Genomic DNA, 16,203 nt, shown 5'->3' on the forward strand with positions numbered 1-16,203 from the left:
GCTATCCCCTCCCTGCTGCTGTGCCGCGGATGGCGGCGAAGAATTCGCGAGCGATCTCGCCCTCGCTGGCGGTGATCATCGGCCCGATCGAGAAAGCGTTGCGGAACTGCACGACCGGCAGCAGCACGAAGATCGGGATGGTCGCCGAACCGCGGCCGGCAGCGATCCGGCGACCGGTATTGGGTTTGGCGATCTGCTTGCGTCCGGACAGAACCGCATCTTTGGCGACGAGCAACGCGGCACGACCAGGTCGTGCGACGAACGTCAGCTCCTGGTTGTGAATGGCTTCCCATTCGACCGGCGTCGGTCGAGCGTCACGACCCCGGCCGGTACCGGGCTTGCTACCGGCTGCCGGCAGCGGAATGGCAAGATACTGGCCTTCGCGTCCCCGGATCGTCCCGGGGGTGGTCCAGAACGCGATGGCCGCACGGGTGCGCGCGCCACCCTTGATCCAGATCGTGCCGGACGGATTGCGCGCCGGCCCACTTTTCGGGAAGGTCGACGACTGCCAGGCACGCCATAGGCGCCCGGGTACGGCCGACTGCGTTGCCGCCTCAAGTCTCTGCTCGAGGCGGCGGGTGGTCGACGCAACTGCGGAGGTGCCGGCTGCCAGATGACGACGAACAAGCCGATCGCCATCGCGGGCGAGCGCATTGGCATCGAGCGTCAGGTCTGCACCGTCATTCGCCACTGGGCTTCTCCAGACCGTCGATGATCGCAAACGCATCCATCAGGGCCGCTGGCTGCTCACCCGGACTTCCCGGGCAAGGCAGCACCTGCGGCATCAGGGGAGAGGCGAAGCGTCGGCAGTGGAACCAGAGGTCGACGACGGCCCAGATCCACGCGGGGAGCGCGAGACGCGGGTTTTCCGCCCAACGCGTGCCCGCGATTTCCCAGCCACCTTCGACCGTCCGGCCGAACCGGAAGGCTTCGGGTTGTCGTCTGACGGCGACGGCCGCGGCGAGTTTCCCTCCAGCCCTCGCGGCTGCTGCAACTCATACGCCCGGTTGCCCGCGACGCTGATCAGGAACGGCTCGATCTGCGACATGGTCGCGTCACTGACCTGCCCGTCACGGCCGAGCTCAAAGGTGACGCCCTCGATCTCCATGCCGACGCAGTAGCGCTTGAGCGCGACGATCGGCGCGATCGCGCGCCGGCGCTCGAGCTGCGCGACCAGGTCGCGGTAGTCCGGCCAGCATTCCGCCAGGATCTTGCGGACGCCGGCGAGCAACGCGCGATCGTCAGCGCTGAGCGCGTCGGCCTCACCTTCGCCCTCAGCCTCGATCAAACCGAGCAGTCGATCGAGATCCGGATCGTCGGCGAGGAGCGCGATCACGCCGCCCCGGATGGCCTGGCGGAGTTCGAAACCCCAGACCTGCCCGGAACGGTGCGGACCGGATAGCTCGGCTTCCATCTGGCCGCGCTCGATCACGTCGCCGGCGCGGAGGTGAAGGACAGGCGCGCCGGGCTTGGGGTTGCCCGCGTCGTCGCACATCCAGGGCGGCGTATAGGGGGCGGTAGCCCCCTTGCTGGTCAGGATCATGTAGCTGCCCTCAGTAGAAGACGAGGTAGCCGTCGGTGTCGCGGACGTAGCCGTCCTTACCGATCGAGCGGACCTGCAGGGTGACGTCGTCCGAGCGTAGCTTGCCGCGCATGCCGTTCTCGAGCGTGACCGGCTGCGCGACCGGCATCACCAACGCCCAGCGGTTGCCCGTCTGGCTGCCATGACGCAGGACCGCTGGCATCTGGACGCCGTTACCGATGTCTGTGATCGTGTCGCGATTGGCGACGAGCGTCGCCAGCGGGTCGATCTTCAACATCTTCTTGCGGTCGACGATCTGCCCCGAGCCGAAACCATACGGCGTGTTCGGATCGTCGATGTTCTCGATCTGGCTGCCGGGATCGACCGACCAGGTCGAGATCGTCGTCGCCTTGCGGTTGAGACTGGCTGCTGGCGAGACCCCTGCGCCCTGCACGAGCATCGGTGCCGAATGGCCGGCGATGACGAGGTTCGCCGGGATCGGTGCGTCCACCCGGCCGGCGTAGATGCCGGTCATGTTGAAGGTGCCGTAACCCGGGCGCGCGCTCTTGCCGTCGGGCGTGAACGTGCCGCGGCAGCCGACGAACTTCATCAGTCGACCGTCTTCGAAAATGTAGCACGTGCCCGAGGGCTGGTCGGTCAGACGGGAAGCGGTGTCGCTTGGCGACGTCTGCGCATAACTCCAGTTCGCCGGCATCGAGACCAGCGTCGTTGCATCGAGCGCCGGCGCGAACGTCTCTGCGAGCGTCGCTACGCGGCCGGCGGTATATTCAACCACTGCAGGCTGCGCGCCGGCACCGGCACCACCGGTCAGCAACAGGATCATGCCAAGCACGGCGCGCGACACGGCCGGGAAACCTGCTGGCAGGGTCAGGCTGGTGGCCGTGCCGGCAGTGGCGGCCGCGGCCGCGATCGCCGCGGTGAACTGACCGCGCCAGCCGCACGCCTGCAGAGGCTGATGAAGCGGGGGCTTCACGGTTGCCGAGTAGACCACACCCGGGCCCGCGCCCTTGATGCGCGACTTGAAGCTGATCGGCGTGACCTGGCCGATGATGAGCGGCGCGCCGGCGACGAGCGAACCGGTCGCCTCGTTCGCGTCTTCCATCGTCCAGGGCGTGCCATAGGTGACGCTGTCGGCCTCAACGGGCAGCGCGTCGGCCGTGGCATCGGGATTGGCGTCGACGCCTTCGACGCCCTCGAGCTTGAACAGCACGGCGACGTTCGCCGGGCGAATGGTCTGGTCCATGTGGGGCCTCCTTCAGGCGGGTAGAGCGGGGTCGGCCCGCGAAGTGGAAAACTGGATTTCGAAGTCCTGGGCGAAGCCGAGGCGGCGCACGCTCGCGAGCGTGGCGGTGAAAAGGCGGAGGTCGCCGTCTTCGACCAGCTCGACGGTGCCATCGAGCGTCTCGTCGGCCATGATTGCGGCGACTACCGATGCCAGCAGAGCATTGCGCGCGGCCGTCGGTGCCTTGCCGCCGGCGCCGTCGACGAAGCCGTCGATCGTCACCGTCATGGAACGGCGCGTGAGGCTGACCTCATGCTCGAGCACGGAATGCCCGGCATCGGTGATGCCGAGCGCGGGAAACTCGCTGGGGTCGCCGGCGGGCTCGACCTCGACCTCGACAGCCAGATCGACGATCGCCGCCTCGATGGCGGCGAGAATGGTATCGCGCACCGTCATGCTGCGGCTCCCGCGTCGGCGACGATCAACCACCAAGCGCCAATATCGTCGCGGCGAGTGACGTCGGAGATCTCCCACCGCCGGCCGTGATGGGTGAAGCTGTCGCGCGTCTTCGACGGCCGCTTCGGCAGATCGCTCTGCTGGACCTCATAGGTCAGCTTGCGCAGTGTGCTGCCGGCGCCGGGGAAGCCGGCTGCGGCATCGTCAGTCCAGATCGTGCGGATCGGCTCGAGCACGACGCCGTCTTGCGTGTAGAGGATCCGTTCAGGGTCGGCGAACGCCTTGAAGAACACGGGCGCTGCCGCCCTGAACGGATCGGCCATCAGACGCGGGGCGCGCGAATGGCAGTCAGGATGTCGGCCTTGGTCGTCGCCGTACCGAGATCGATGTTCTCGTCGGTGGCGTATTTCTTGAGCTCCTTGACGGTGAACGCGCCGAAGCCATCGCTGTCGTCTTCACCATCGGCATCTTCCGCGCCTTCTACTTCCGAGATCTTGCCGCGCAGGCCTTTCTCGATGTCGACGGCGCGCTCTTCGGTGATCTCGTGCTTGTCCGTGCCGATCGACACGGTTGCGCCGGCGTCGACGAAGGCGTTGCCGTTCAGATAGGCCGCGCTGAGCAGCAGAATGACTTTCTTCATGCAGGTAGTCCTCGATAACCAGCCCGGCCCAGCCGTGGCGGCATAGGGGTGGATTAGAACGAAGCGTTCAGGCGGACGTGGACGGTCGTGGTGGCCGCCAGCGCTGCGAGGGTGGCGACACCGATCAGCGTGTTGCCGGCTGCCGTGGCGGTCACGACCTTGTTCGTGTTGTCCCAGTAGACGCGCGCACCTTCGGCGATCGCGTTTGCGTCCTTGGGGAACTCGAACTTGCCGGTGAGGCAGAACGGGCCGCGCTGGCCCTGGGCGATGTTGACCTTGGCGACGCCGAAGATGGCGCCGATCAGGGCACCACCACCGGACGCGACGGCAACTGGCGCGGTGAGCATCTGGTCATTCGAATGACCGAGGAAGTTCTTCATGTGAGGTCTCCGGAAACGGGCCCAGGCGACCTCACGGCCGCCCGATGCGCGCTTCGATGATGATGGTCGGGTTAGCGGGCGCGCTTACGCGCCCGGGTTCTTGTCCATGCCGCGCCAGTCGATGGCCTTGGCGCCGAACACGAGACGGCCCTTGATCTCGACACCGTCGGTGACGAAGCCCTGGCGCTGCTCGGTCTGCAGACCTTCATGCCCGGCCAGGTGCGCTGCCTCGATCGTGTCGATCGACTGCGCGTTCGGGTCGGCCGACAGGAACCAGCTGTTGTCGACGATTCGGCCTTCGATGATCGGCGTCAGCGTCCGGTTATATTCCGGGTTGATGTCGCCGTTCTTCGTCGCAACGTAATTCGACGACGTGAACTGGTTCGCCTTCTGCTCCTTCAGCGGCCCTGCGATCAGGAAGCTCGGCGCGTTGTTGAGGAAGCGGCCGTTCGCGGTCTTCTGCGTACGCATGCGCGTGCGGCCGGCCTGAAGCGAGTCGATGGTCATGTCGGCAGCGGCACCGAGGTTGCCGTGATCGGCATGGAACAGCGTCTTGCCGTCGTTCATGATCGGGTTGCTGAGCATGATCGCCCAAACGACGTCGCTTTCGACCTGGGCGGCTTCCTGGCCCATCGCCATCGGGATACGATCGAACGCGTTCAGATCGTCGTTGATGATCGTCTCCCAGGTGATGGAGATAATCTGGCCCCACTTGCCGACGACGTACTGCTCGGACGAGTCACCGACGGTCGCGTACTGGTACTCGGCACCTTCGGCGACGGCCTGCATCTTCGAGATGTCGGACAGTGCGACGCGGCTGACGGGCCGGAAGTCGGGCACGGTGGCCGGGCGGACGAACGGCTTGAACGTCTGCGGTGCCAGTTCATAGGCTTTGCGCAGGGTGCGGCCGACCGTGTTGCCCATCAGCGCCGGAAAATCGGCGGTGGTGTGCTGGCCAGCGTTCTGCGGTTGCTGATAGCGGAAGACCGCCTGCGCGACCTGGACGTCGCCCATGTTGCGCGTGCTGACCCCGGTGGACTCGAGGAAGTCGCGCGCGAGCACGACCAGGCGGCGACCGGCGAACGCATCGGCGCCCTCGATCAGCTGGTTGCGCGGGTTGGCGCGGTGCGCGATCGCCGAACTCATGGCATCGGCGCGTGCCTGGAACTGCGCGAGCGGGATGGTCGCCGGCGAATAGTTCGTGATCGTGGGCGCCGCGGTCGCGATGTGATCGATAATGCGCTGACGCGCGGTATCGATGGTGACGCCTTCGTCGACGAGCGTGTCACCGAACGATGGCTCGAGGCGGGCGCGGCTCACTTCGTTGCGGATGGTCGAGGCGCGGGCGCGCTCGGCAGCGATGCCGGCATTGACCTGGTCGGCGATGTTAACCGGTGCGGGCGGCGCAGGCGGCGTCGGGTTCAGCACGGGAGCGGGCAGAGTAGCGGGCGTCGGGTTCGGCGCCGGCGCGATCGGATCGGGCATGGGGTTCTCCGGAGGGATGGCGGCTGGCGCCGGTGGGCTCACCTGGTTGGTGATGAGCGGGTGCGCGGGGACCTTGCGGAACCCGAACTTCGAGGGATCGAGCATGTTCGTCGCGGTGGATGCGCCGGCGATGCTGTCGATGAACTTGAGGTCGAGCGCTTCGGCCGCGGTCAGCCAGGTCTCGGCATCGAGGAGCGGGTTAAGCTCGTCGGCCGACATGCCGGTGCGCTGGGCGTAGATGTTGACCAGCTGCGCCTGCAGCATGTCGAGGCGATCGGCGGTCGATCGCAGCTCGGTCGCGACGCCGTACGTTCCGTCGGACGGCTTGTGGATCATCATCACCGCATTCTCGGCCATGATGATCTCGTCGCCGGCCATCGCGATGATGCTGGCGATCGAGCCGGCGACGCCGTCGATGTGGACGGTGACGCGGCGCGGCGACTGCTTCAGCGCATTGAAGATCGCAAAGCCGTCGAATACGAGACCGCCCAGGCTGTTGATCCGGACGCTGATGTCGTCGGGGGCGTGGCTGATGCGCTCGACAAGCCACGACGCTTCGAGGCCGTCGCAGCTATCGCCGACGACGCCATAAATCAGAATTTCCATATGTGCTCCTCAGCGACGCTTGCGGGCGAGTGGGCGCTGCAGCGCGCCGGCAACGCGGTACTCTTGAACCCTCATCGCGTTTTCTTCTTGGCGGCCGGCACGATCGGTCCCGCGTCACTTCCGGTTGCACCCGTCTGAGTCGCATTGCCGACCTGTGTGACGTGGCGCGGATCGCAGTCGAAGATGAGGCCCGCGTCGTCGACCTTCTTGGCCCAGCGCGCCCAAGCCGCGATCACGGTGTCGGGGTTCTCGCCTCGCTCGCGAATGGCCGTCTCCGGATCCATGAGGCCGGAGCGCACCATGTCGCGGATCGCCGGGCCCTCGGTCGCCAGATCGAGCATCTCGCGGCGCGGCGGGGTCCAGACGAACTTGCAACCGGTGACGTCTTTGCCCGTCAGCGCTGCGGCGCGAAGGAACCAGAGACTGGCCGGCTCGCAGAACTGCGGAATGAGCATGTTCCACGTCCAGCTGTCGAGCTGGCGGTTGTACGCGATGCGACCGATGCGGCCGCTGGAGAAGTTGACCGCCTCGAGATCGCCGAAGATGTCGTACGGCAGGTTCATGCCCGTCGCGAAGGTACGGATCGAGATCTTGGCAAAGTCGACATAGCCGTCGACGCCCGGCGGGTCTGCGAACTTCACGTCGGCGCCAAACGGCAACGTCTCGATCATGCCCGGTTCGATGAAGTCGGCGTAATCGACGTCGGGATCGACGTCGCCGTCTTCGCCTTCCATGCCCGTCCGGAATATCGCGTAACTGGCGGCGATCTTCTGCCGCAGCAGCTGCGCATCCTGATAATCCGCGAACTCGCGCATCGCGAGGATGACGGGCGCGAACCAGCTTGCGCCGTGCATCTGGCCTGGTCGATCCTGCCGGAAGATGTGCAGCACATCCGAGGCTGGTACCGGCGTCGGCTGCAGCGACCGGGCATTCATTGCGCCGGGATGCTCCGGATACAGCCAGTAGCTCTGCCGGTTGCCGAGCATGTCGAGCTGGATGCCCGAAATGTACGCGCCGCCGGTGAATACGCCGTTGCGGTTGGCGTCGAGGTGATCCGGCTCGAGCAGCTGGATCTGGAACGGGACGACATACCCGTCGCGGGCGAACCGCGGGCGGTACCGGGCCAGCGTTGCCCCGCTTTCGACGACGGTCCGTGCAGCCAGCAGCTGCAGGCCGTAGAGGTTGCTCCGGCCGTCGGCATCGCAGGCGGTGGTCTCGAAGTGCGCTTTCGCTAGGGCAGTCAGTTCCGCGTCGGGCTGACCGTCACGCTGAACCTCGAAGGTGATGCCGGTGCCGACCAGGTCGCTCGAGATCGCCGAGACGGCGCGCTCGGCGTACGGGTTGTTGCGCACCATGTCGCGCGCGGTCTGCGCGAGAATATGCGCGGCGCCGGCGAGTTCCGAGTTTGCGTCCCTGCCGGTGCGGCGCCACCCCTGCGATCGGCGCGAGTGCGTAGCGCCGTCATACTGCGCGCGGATGCCCCGCAGTGATGCGCGCTGCGTCTCGACCTGTTCGAAGCGGAGGCGTGCCTGGGCACGCGCGGTGGCATAGCTCGGCGCAACGGACGCCAATGCGCGGGAGAAGAAACTCGACATCAGCAGCCGTTCCGATAGCCGGGATAGCTCCGGCGGTTGCGACGGCCGGGCACGACGGCGAGCGCGCCGAGAATGCGCTTCTCCGCCTTCAGCAGATCATCGAGAGACTGGTACGTCACCTCGCGGCCGTCGGCGTAGCGGACGCGCAGGACGCCACTGCCGATCGCCGCCTGGATCGCTTCAAGGTCGGTTTGCGCGAAGGCCATCAGCGCCGCCTTTCCAAATGCACAAGGCCGCAGACTGGGCAGAAGCCGGCTGGCCGTTGTGGCAAGGGTTGCTGAGGGCGGACTGCGAGGTCCGCGATGGCACCCGCTATGACCAAGCCCATTGGCTGCGAGAAAACGGGCGAAGTAAGCTTCCGCATCAGCGCCGCCCTTTCAAATGACTGCCACGGGGTTTGCCGGTCAGCGGGTTGATCTTCGGTGGCTTCGGCTTCGTCGGTGGCTTTACCGGTGGGGCCGGTCGTGCCGATCGCGGTGTCGAGGTACCTGAAGGCGTCGGTGCCGGAGCACGTTCAGGTACCGTGGCACCGATCGCCCGGGCCCATTTGACAGACGACCAGCGATCTAGGCCCAGCGCATAGGCAGCGGCGCGGGCGTACACCCGGCAGTCGATCGCTTCGTTGCGTGGCCGGGTCTTTTCCCAGACCTGGCGGGAGAAGCCCGTCCTCTTGTTCTTCACGGTGACAAGCTGCTCGGCGACGAGCTGCTGTAACCATTCCTCGTCGACGCCCATCGGCAGGAAAATGTAACCGTTGGGAAACGGCTGACCGTCCAGCGGCTGATCGAGACGGAGCCAGCCGTATGTTTCCGACTTAAAGACCGAGACGGCGATCGTATAAAGTTGGACGCCACGCTGAACCTTTCGGCCGCGAACGGTGACGTCGACCCAGGTTGGGCCGATTACCGGCTGCGAAGCGTCGAACTTGCCGACGCCCTTGATCGCCATGACTTCGCGCGGATGCTTGCGGGCCCAGTTATAGACCTGAGTGGTCGAGTGACCGTCGCCGGTGTCGATCGCCAGCTTCGTCATGCGGAGCCGGCGACCGCTTGGCGTTTCCCATTCTTCGCGAAGGAAAGCCGTCAGTTCGTCCCAGACCTCTTCCGCGGCCGGGTCGCCCATGAATACCCGGTGGTCGATCAGGACGCTGCGCATCCCCTCGCCCCAGCCCCAGATGCTGGCTTCGATGCGGTTGCGCTGTACGTCGGTCCCGACGGTGATGCGGGCAACCCATTCGGGAGCTTCGCCTAGCCGGAGATCTTGCGATCGCCGTTCGTAAAGACGCTGCCAGTCGGGCGCTTCGCCCTTCTCGACCCATGTCAGGCCGAGCGCGGTGTTCGTCCAAACCTTGTATGTCTCGGGCGTCTTCTTCGCTAGCAGGAAGGCCGCAACCGTCGCCGACAGCTTCACCCAGGATGAATAGGCCTCCCAGATATGGAAGCCGGCGATTCCATTGAACGGCTCGGTCGCCCGCCATTCGCCCTTGAGCACCGCTGCCCAGCGATCGGCGTCGTCCCATCGGCAGCCGTTGTGCTCGCAGACGTAGTACGCGGTGTCGGCGCGGTGCGCTCCCGACGGCGTCTTGTCCCAGCGAACCTGCTCCCACTTGAGCACCTGAAACTCGTCGCACTGCCCGCACGGCACGAAGAAGAAGCGCTTGTCGGACTCCTCGAACTTGGCCTCGATGCGGCTCGAGCCGGCGATCGTCGGCGTGGATCCTGCCAGCTTGCGCCGGTTCCAGAAATTATTCGTCCGCTTGTACGCCAGCGTCAGCGGGTCGCCCTCGACGCCGGCGCTGGCCGGATAGCGGTCGACCTCGTCCGCGAGGATGACGCGCATCGGGCGCGACGCGAGCGAGGCCGGGCTGTTCGCGCCGACGATCACCAGCTGGCCACCGGCGAAGCGCTTCTGCAGCAGCTTGTTGCCGCTGTCGCGCGACTTGGCGTCGGAGATCTTCGCCCGCAGCGACGGCGTATCGCGCACCATCGGCGCCAGGCGATCGGTCGACCAGCCTTCCGCCATCTCAAGGGTCGGCTGCATCACCATGATCGGGCACGGGTCGTGCACGATGAAGTAAGCCGCGATGTTGTTGATGATCTCGGTCCACCCGACCTGAGCAGACTTCATCACCACGACTTCCTCGATCAGCGGGTCGCTGACCGCGTCCATGATGCCGCGCTGGAACTCAGCCCGGCTCGTGTCCCACTGGCCGGGCTCGGCGCTTGCTTCGGGGCTTAGCTGGCGGCCGATCTTCGGATCGTCCGCCCACTGACTCACCGTCAGCCGCGGCGGTGGTGCGAACACCGGCCACCACGTCTTCGCCGTCTCCGCGATCTCCTGACTCGCCACCATGTGCGGCGTCGTCAGCGCTGTCGCCACCATGTGCGACACCGTCAGCGCTGACGTGCTCGCTCCCGACGACAGTGCTCGCGAGCTCGGCAAGCGCTTCATGCACAAGCTCCGTCAGCTTCTCCTGAATGGCGACCGGCGACTTCATCGCGGAGATCGCCGGCGCGCACTTGCTCGGTAGTGCGAGGACCCTCACACCGGGCCAGTACCTACGGAAGCGGCGTGAAGCGGCCGGACTGTCGATCGACGACGTCGCCGAGCGGATCACCACCGAACCGCGATGGGCACCTCACCTTCGCCGCGGATGGCTCGAGCTGATCGAGACAGACCAAATGCCAGCAGCGTTCAGGACCATCGTGGTGCTCCACCAGGTTGTTCAGTTCAACTTGGAGGTTCTCGTCGCGCTTTCTGTCGAGGAAAGTGAATCGCCGCGTCTGTGCACTGTCTGCGCTTGTAGCGAGACAGACCCTTGCGTGGGTCTCGCCGGACCATGTTCCTGGGTCGCCCCTGATCTTTGCAGCGCGTGCTTCACGCATGAACCCGCCGACCGCCTCGCAATCATCAGGGCCAATGTCCTGCGCGACAAGGGCCACGTCGATGCCGGGTAGCCCCATCGCCTTCGTCACCGCCGCGATCGTGACGGCAAGCTTGGGCATCGGCGCCGCAGTAGCGGGCCATCCCGCAGCCGGCGTCGTCTTCGTCGGCCTCGCTGTCGCGATCGTGTGCACCGCCCTGCGTCACCATCTGCGGAAGGACACTCAACGATGAGCACCAACGGCACTGTGCGTCACACCGAGCCCGCGCGCGGCGTGTGGATCGGCTTCGACCCTGCCGATCACGTTCCTGGTCCCCTGTTGCTGGATCACGCCCGGGCCGAGGAAGAGCGTCGGAAGTTGGAAGTCGAGGAAGAAGCCCTCGCGGCCGAGGCAGCTCGCACGGGCATCGTGATCGCGATCAGCCTTCCTGCTGGCGTCGTCGCAACCTGGCTGTTCGATTTCATCACCGGTGGTCCCGGCCTCGCGTCGATGGTGGGACTGTAACCGTGCTGATCACCGCTACCTTGTCGGTCGCTTTCTCGATCGCCATCGCCGCTATCGGCGTGGCTCTGGCAGTGATGCTTTCGCTTCGCGATTTCCGCGGCCGGCCGAAGCAACCATGACCGTCGATCGCACGAAGTCGCTGACCGAGATCTACCACGGCTGGATCTCATCGACGGTCGATGAGAAGGGCTTCGAGATCCCGCATGGCCTGATTATCGATCAAGCCGGGGGTATGACCGTCGTCGCGCTCGCCGTTCCACCGGAGCAGGCCTACCAGGTCATGATCGAACAGTGGGGACGCGGCGCGTCCGAGGCGATCTTCGCGCTCGATCGATTTGGGAAGCCGGACCAGGGCACGACGCTTGGCGACGTGATGGCAGGTTTCCATTTCACGCGGGATGCAGCTCCGCGTCCGTTTATCGTCGAGTATCAGCATTCTCCACGGATCGTAAAACCGATCGAGTGGAACAACCTTTTCTGGAACGGCGCGCTTTACCGTGAGCTGAACGCGAACCTCCGCAAGCTCCTTGGGGTATCGCAGCTGTGAAACTGCCGCTCGTGCACAACCGGATCAGCACCACCGAGCGCGATTATCGTGCCGGCTGCTGCGTCTGTTGGGGCGGGACCGTGCGCTGGAAGACCGCAAATGCGCAGGCTTTAGCGGTGCAGCATCACGATCGCACGGGTCACGAGACCTGGTGCGATATCGACGCGCGAACCAAGTACGGCCGATCGGCCCCGGACGATCGCCAGACCGACATCGAGGACGCGATAGCGTCCGCCAGTTCAGGGGACGCGCCGGGTTGCGCCCCCCTCCCCGGTAACGACGCACCGACGGTTCCAGCCGCCGGTGTGAGCGCACCTCAAGGCCGCTCGTCGAAACATGCGCTCACGGCCGCAAAGCCGGAGATCCTCGCATCATGACGAAAGCATTGACCGCTGAAAAGCCTGCTGCGCCCCGCGCGCGCCGCGAGATCCTGAAGCTTGGCAAGAAGCCGGCCGCACCGGTGATCGCAACGGAGCCCGCAATGCTTCTCGTTCCGTCGGCACCGAAGCTGTTTCCCCTCGGCCAGCTGATGCGCGCAGCCGAGAACGTGCGCCATACGCGCATCGAGGAGGGATGCGAGCAGCTTGCCGACGACATCCAGGCGCACGGCCTGCTGCAGTCGTTGATCGGCTACGAAGACGGCGGGCACGTTGAGATCGTCGGCGGTGGCCGGCGACTGAAGTCCCTGCGGATCGTCAAGCAGCGTGGCCTGATCGATGACAGCTTCATGGTGCCGGTGCTTATCCGCGGCATCGACGAGGCGGTCGAGCTGTCACTCGCGGAAAACCTTCAGCAGCGTACCATGTCGCCCGTCGACGAGTTTCTCGCGTTCGCCAAGTTGATGGAGTCCGGCACGAGTTCGCCGGCAGATCTGGCGAAGCGGTTCGGGTTTTCCGAGCGCGTGGTGAATCAGCGGCTGCGCCTGGCTAAGCTTGCTCCGGAGATTCTCAAGGCGCTCGGCGAGCGCGAGATCACGCTCGACGCTGCCATGGCATACGCCACCAGCCAGGATCTCGATTTGCAGGTCGAGGTCTTCGAAGTCCAAGCGAAGCGCGGCCGCACCGCCCACGATCCGGCCAGCATCAAGCATTCGCTCCGGATTAAGGGCCTGGACACCGCCGATCCGCTGTTCCGTTTCGTCGGTGCGGACATCTACGCCCGCGACGGCGGTACGTACGAAGACGACCTGTTCAACGAGCCCGGTAAGGATCTCGTGCTTGCGAACCCGTTCGTTCTCGAGACCGCCGCAAACACGATAGTCGATTTCCAGACCGCACGCCTGATTGAGGAGCTGAAGCAGGACGAGTCCTGGGCCGCGACGATCGTCGGCTACGTGAAGGTCCCGACGCTTCGCCTGCACTCGTTTGGCACCACCGAAAATTTGCGCCCTCCGGCCGGGTTTGCCCTGATCCAGCGCGCCGATCACGTGAAGCTTTGGCGCACGATCCGTAACAACGGGTTCAACGTGCACGTCGTCGTCGGCATCAACGCCGATGGCCAGCTGATCGCGGATCCTCGATACGCGTTCGTGCCGGTCGCGCAGAAGACTGCCATCGATCGGCCGGCGCTGGCGGACGTTGCCGTCGATCGAGAGCGTGATGCAGCAGCACACCGCGAGCGCGAGATCATCCGCTGGGCACGCCGCCTCGCTGTCGGTCCGTTCGCCGGCACACCGTTCGAAGGACGCGTCTTCTGGCCGGAGGCGAATAGTGATCGCCAGTTCCCGGCGACGATCGCCGGCGTCGAGGGCTTCATGCTCAGCGCGCAGATCTTCGTCCCTGGGGATCAGGTGGCTGCGCATCGAAAGGCTGCTGTGACGCACGTCGATCGCATGATCGCGCAGCGGGGGAGCTCGTGATGGCATACGCCGAGCGCACCACCGTGCCGTACGACAAGACGATCCGCGACATCATCGCGCTCGTGAAGAAGGCCGGCGCGGTCCAGGTCGGGCAGATGGAGGAAGGCGAGCGCCTTACCATCGTCTTCGGCTTAGACGATCGGCAGATCCGTTTCTGCGTTGCCTGGGAGAACACGCCGTCCGCCCAACGTCAGCGAGCCCGGGCGCTCTTACTTGTCGTGAAAGCCAAGCTGGAGAGCGTCGCCAGCGGCGTCGAGACCTTCGAACAGGCCTTCCTCGCCAACATCGTTTTGTCCGACGGAAAGACGGTACACGAGCGGGTCAGCGATGATTTGCGGTTGGAATACCGACAAGGCCAGCCGGCCGTCTACCTGATCGGAGGGTCGTCCAATGACTGACGCCCGCGCGGCCGACATGGGGATCACCGGCAATGCCGTCCTGCTCCTCGGCTACATCGGCGGGGCCCTAGCGCGCGATGACAGTTACGCGATCGAGAGCATCGATGTCGCAGCCGGTACTCAGGTGATCCGACACTGCCGCACCGGCAACCTCTACTCGGTCACCGTCCCCCAGATCGACGGTGTCGAGTGATGTCGACCGCCGCCCCCGAACGCGTAGGCATCGCCGGCGCTGTATTGATCACCGGCATATCCCGCCGCACCCTGCAGGACCTCGCGCCATCGATTCCCGGCGCGAGCAAGCCGGCAGGGCGCTGGCTCTTCGCCGTCGCCGAACTCCGCGCTTGGGTCACTCGAACAACGAAGAGGCCTTCATGCCGAAAAACATATACCTCCGCGCGGGCATCTACTGGGCGCGCTTCAAGGTCGGGGGCGTCGAATACCGCGAAAGCCTACGAACGCGTTCTGAGCGGGTCGCGATGAAAAGGCTGACGCTCTTGCGAGAGCAGGTCGAAGACGAAGCCGTCTTCGGCGCAGCAGGCCCGGTGAGCTGGGCCGACGCGGTCGTCAGCTGGAGCCTGCGGATCTCCACGGCCGTCGGCCCGCAAACGTACACCCGCTATCTGTGCAGCCTTCGCCAGGTGCGCGGACACTTCGACCAGTTGTCGGTGCAGCAGATCTCGGCCGAGATCCTGAAGGAGCTCATCAAGGACCGCCGCCGCGCCGGGGTAAAGAATGCGACGATACGCCGCGATCTCACGGCGATATCAAGTGTGCTCGATAACGCGGCCGACGAGGGCTGGATCGCTGATAACCCGGCAGTTGGCCTAAACCGCCGGCGGATCGTTCCCGAACGGGTTGCCCGCGTGATCCTGCCGCAAGAGGCCTCGATCGCGATGGTATTTCCCCGTCTAGTCCCGCGCGTGCGGGACCTATGCGAGTTCACACGCGAGACGGGTTTACGGCTAGACGAGGTCACAAGCCTGCGTCACGTGGCGATCGACCGCGTCGAGCGCACGATCACCGTAGAAAAGGGCAAGGGCGAGAAGCTGCGCGTCATACCGCTGACAAGCACGGCCGAGGCGGTCATCGACCGGCAGCCTCGCTACATCGGCAAGCCCTGGGTCTTCTGGAAGGACAAGGGGGAGCGCATCACGGACGTCTCATCGCGTCTGGGTGATCTGACGCGCCGGGTGGCACAGAAAGCGGCACGCGAAGAGGTAGAGTTTCACCGCTTCAGTCATCACGACTTTCGTCACCTGTTCGCTGTCGAATATCTCCGTTCCGGGCGCGGCTCGATCTACGATCTGCAGGGCGAGTTGGGGCACAGCACGATCACTGTCACAGAGCGCTATCTCGCGTTCCTGACACCCGAGCAGGTCAAGGGCGCAAAGTCGCTCGTGGCACAGCGCGGGGCACAAGCCCCACGGTTCGAGGCCGCTACCGCCTGATGAAACCGCGCGTTTCCGCCTTTTATGCATCATCCCGAGCGATGACGCACAACGCCTTCCTAAACCGTAGGCCGCGTGTTCAAATCTCGCCGGGGGCACCATCTCGCACGCCTGTCCACGACCGGCGCGGCGCCTAACTCTACCGGTTCAGGTTCCCCGGCGTCAGTTCAGCTTCTTCGGCGGCGCGACCGGCAATACCAGGGGTGCGACGGGTATTCCGTCCTCGATCAACGCCTTGGCCTCGGCGAGGCTGGCTTGACCATGGATCGTCGCATGATCTTCCTCGCCGAAGTGCATGGCACGCGCGCGATCGGCAAATGCCGTACCGACCCATTCGGACGATTTCAACGCGTCCGCCTGTCTGGTCGCGAGCGCTTTCATAATCGACTTGACGGCGGCGGCGGGCGTCGGAGGATCGGGCTTGCGGTTGCCTTTACTCGGGATCGCCGGCGCCATCAGCGCTTTCGTAACGTTGGCATCGTTGCAGATCGGACATGCGACCCGGCCGGCTGTCCGTTGATCCTCATAGGCGCCACTCGACGCGAACCAAGCTTCGAAGACATGGCCGCCGCTGCATTTGAGATCGAACACGATCACCGCGTGGTCACCACCCCGTCATCCGGTACAGCCCCG

The 16,203-nt window shown here is 65.4% G+C and carries 20 protein-coding genes; 7 read left to right on the top strand and 13 right to left on the bottom strand.

Annotation, left to right across the window (positions count from 1 at the left end):
• Nucleotide 1: 1 nt before the first annotated feature.
• The 12 genes from U1737_RS04795 to U1737_RS04850 all read right to left on the bottom strand — a co-directional run bounded on the left by U1737_RS04795 (nt 2) and on the right by U1737_RS04850 (nt 10,932).
• A complete protein-coding gene (locus U1737_RS04795; RefSeq protein WP_332795811.1) occupies nt 2–691 on the bottom strand; it encodes a DUF6441 family protein in 690 nt (229 codons plus the stop codon).
• A gap of 93 nt (nt 692–784) precedes the next feature.
• Entirely contained in the window at nt 785–1,543 is a 759-nt protein-coding gene (locus U1737_RS04800) for a hypothetical protein (RefSeq protein WP_332795812.1), read from the bottom strand.
• A 10-nt stretch (nt 1,544–1,553) separates the two neighbouring features.
• The gene (locus U1737_RS04805) at nt 1,554–2,786 is read right to left on the bottom strand and encodes a hypothetical protein (protein WP_332795813.1); all 1,233 of its coding nucleotides are present in this window, start codon (nt 2,784–2,786) and stop codon (nt 1,554–1,556) included.
• A 12-nt stretch (nt 2,787–2,798) separates the two neighbouring features.
• Nucleotides 2,799–3,221 carry a hypothetical protein gene (locus U1737_RS04810; RefSeq protein WP_332795814.1) on the bottom strand — a complete coding sequence of 141 codons (423 nt, stop codon included), beginning with the start codon at nt 3,219–3,221 and terminating at the stop codon, nt 2,799–2,801.
• Nucleotides 3,218–3,544, bottom strand: coding sequence for a head-tail joining protein (locus tag U1737_RS04815; protein WP_332795815.1), 327 nt, complete (start codon nt 3,542–3,544; stop codon nt 3,218–3,220). Before U1737_RS04815 ends, U1737_RS04810 begins: the two co-directional genes overlap by 4 nt.
• Nucleotides 3,544–3,861, bottom strand: coding sequence for a hypothetical protein (locus U1737_RS04820; RefSeq protein WP_332795816.1), 318 nt, complete (start codon nt 3,859–3,861; stop codon nt 3,544–3,546). Before U1737_RS04820 ends, U1737_RS04815 begins: the two co-directional genes overlap by 1 nt.
• A gap of 53 nt (nt 3,862–3,914) precedes the next feature.
• Nucleotides 3,915–4,241: a DUF2190 family protein gene (locus U1737_RS04825; protein WP_332795817.1), complete on the bottom strand. Its 327-nt coding sequence runs from the start codon at nt 4,239–4,241 to the stop codon at nt 3,915–3,917.
• 84 nt (nt 4,242–4,325) lie between these two features.
• The gene (locus U1737_RS04830) at nt 4,326–6,332 is read right to left on the bottom strand and encodes a ClpP-like prohead protease/major capsid protein fusion protein (RefSeq protein WP_332795818.1); all 2,007 of its coding nucleotides are present in this window, start codon (nt 6,330–6,332) and stop codon (nt 4,326–4,328) included.
• A gap of 71 nt (nt 6,333–6,403) precedes the next feature.
• Nucleotides 6,404–7,927 carry a phage portal protein gene (locus tag U1737_RS04835; RefSeq protein WP_332795819.1) on the bottom strand — a complete coding sequence of 508 codons (1,524 nt, stop codon included), beginning with the start codon at nt 7,925–7,927 and terminating at the stop codon, nt 6,404–6,406.
• A complete protein-coding gene (locus tag U1737_RS04840) occupies nt 7,927–8,133 on the bottom strand; it encodes a phage head-tail joining protein (protein ID WP_332795820.1) in 207 nt (68 codons plus the stop codon). The genes U1737_RS04835 and U1737_RS04840 overlap by 1 nt, the downstream gene beginning before the upstream one ends.
• A gap of 157 nt (nt 8,134–8,290) precedes the next feature.
• Nucleotides 8,291–10,378, bottom strand: coding sequence for a phage terminase large subunit family protein (locus U1737_RS04845; RefSeq protein WP_332795821.1), 2,088 nt, complete (start codon nt 10,376–10,378; stop codon nt 8,291–8,293).
• A 107-nt stretch (nt 10,379–10,485) separates the two neighbouring features.
• Complete coding sequence (locus U1737_RS04850) at nt 10,486–10,932, bottom strand: hypothetical protein (protein ID WP_332795822.1); 447 nt, start codon at nt 10,930–10,932, stop codon at nt 10,486–10,488.
• Nucleotides 10,933–11,040: 108 nt separating this feature from the next.
• Here U1737_RS04850 and U1737_RS04855 point away from each other — a divergent pair, with 108 nt between their 5' ends.
• The 7 genes from U1737_RS04855 to U1737_RS04885 all read left to right on the top strand — a co-directional run bounded on the left by U1737_RS04855 (nt 11,041) and on the right by U1737_RS04885 (nt 15,570).
• Nucleotides 11,041–11,316, top strand: coding sequence for a hypothetical protein (locus U1737_RS04855; protein WP_332795823.1), 276 nt, complete (start codon nt 11,041–11,043; stop codon nt 11,314–11,316).
• A gap of 115 nt (nt 11,317–11,431) precedes the next feature.
• Nucleotides 11,432–11,863 (top strand): hypothetical protein, encoded by a 432-nt coding sequence (locus U1737_RS04860; protein ID WP_332795824.1) that lies wholly within the window; start codon nt 11,432–11,434, stop codon nt 11,861–11,863.
• A complete protein-coding gene (locus tag U1737_RS04865; protein ID WP_332795825.1) occupies nt 11,860–12,240 on the top strand; it encodes a hypothetical protein in 381 nt (126 codons plus the stop codon). The genes U1737_RS04860 and U1737_RS04865 overlap by 4 nt, the downstream gene beginning before the upstream one ends.
• Nucleotides 12,237–13,721, top strand: a complete 1,485-nt coding sequence (locus U1737_RS04870; RefSeq protein WP_332795826.1) for a ParB/RepB/Spo0J family partition protein — start codon at nt 12,237–12,239, stop codon at nt 13,719–13,721. Before U1737_RS04865 ends, U1737_RS04870 begins: the two co-directional genes overlap by 4 nt.
• On the top strand, nt 13,721–14,119 hold the full coding sequence (locus U1737_RS04875) for a hypothetical protein (protein WP_332795827.1): 399 nt from the start codon (nt 13,721–13,723) through the stop codon (nt 14,117–14,119). Before U1737_RS04870 ends, U1737_RS04875 begins: the two co-directional genes overlap by 1 nt.
• The gene (locus tag U1737_RS04880) at nt 14,112–14,312 is read left to right on the top strand and encodes a hypothetical protein (RefSeq protein ID WP_332795828.1); all 201 of its coding nucleotides are present in this window, start codon (nt 14,112–14,114) and stop codon (nt 14,310–14,312) included. Before U1737_RS04875 ends, U1737_RS04880 begins: the two co-directional genes overlap by 8 nt.
• 181 nt (nt 14,313–14,493) lie before the next feature.
• Nucleotides 14,494–15,570 carry a tyrosine-type recombinase/integrase gene (locus U1737_RS04885; RefSeq protein ID WP_332795829.1) on the top strand — a complete coding sequence of 359 codons (1,077 nt, stop codon included), beginning with the start codon at nt 14,494–14,496 and terminating at the stop codon, nt 15,568–15,570.
• Nucleotides 15,571–15,732: 162 nt separating this feature from the next.
• Here the strand turns inward: U1737_RS04885 and U1737_RS04890 are convergent, their stop codons facing one another.
• On the bottom strand, nt 15,733–16,167 hold the full coding sequence (locus tag U1737_RS04890) for a DUF1178 family protein (protein ID WP_332795830.1): 435 nt from the start codon (nt 16,165–16,167) through the stop codon (nt 15,733–15,735).
• Nucleotides 16,168–16,203 lie beyond the last annotated feature (36 nt).

It is taken from the genome of Sphingomonas fucosidasi, from assembly GCF_036663855.1.
Lineage (GTDB): Bacteria > Pseudomonadota > Alphaproteobacteria > Sphingomonadales > Sphingomonadaceae > Sphingomonas > Sphingomonas faeni_B.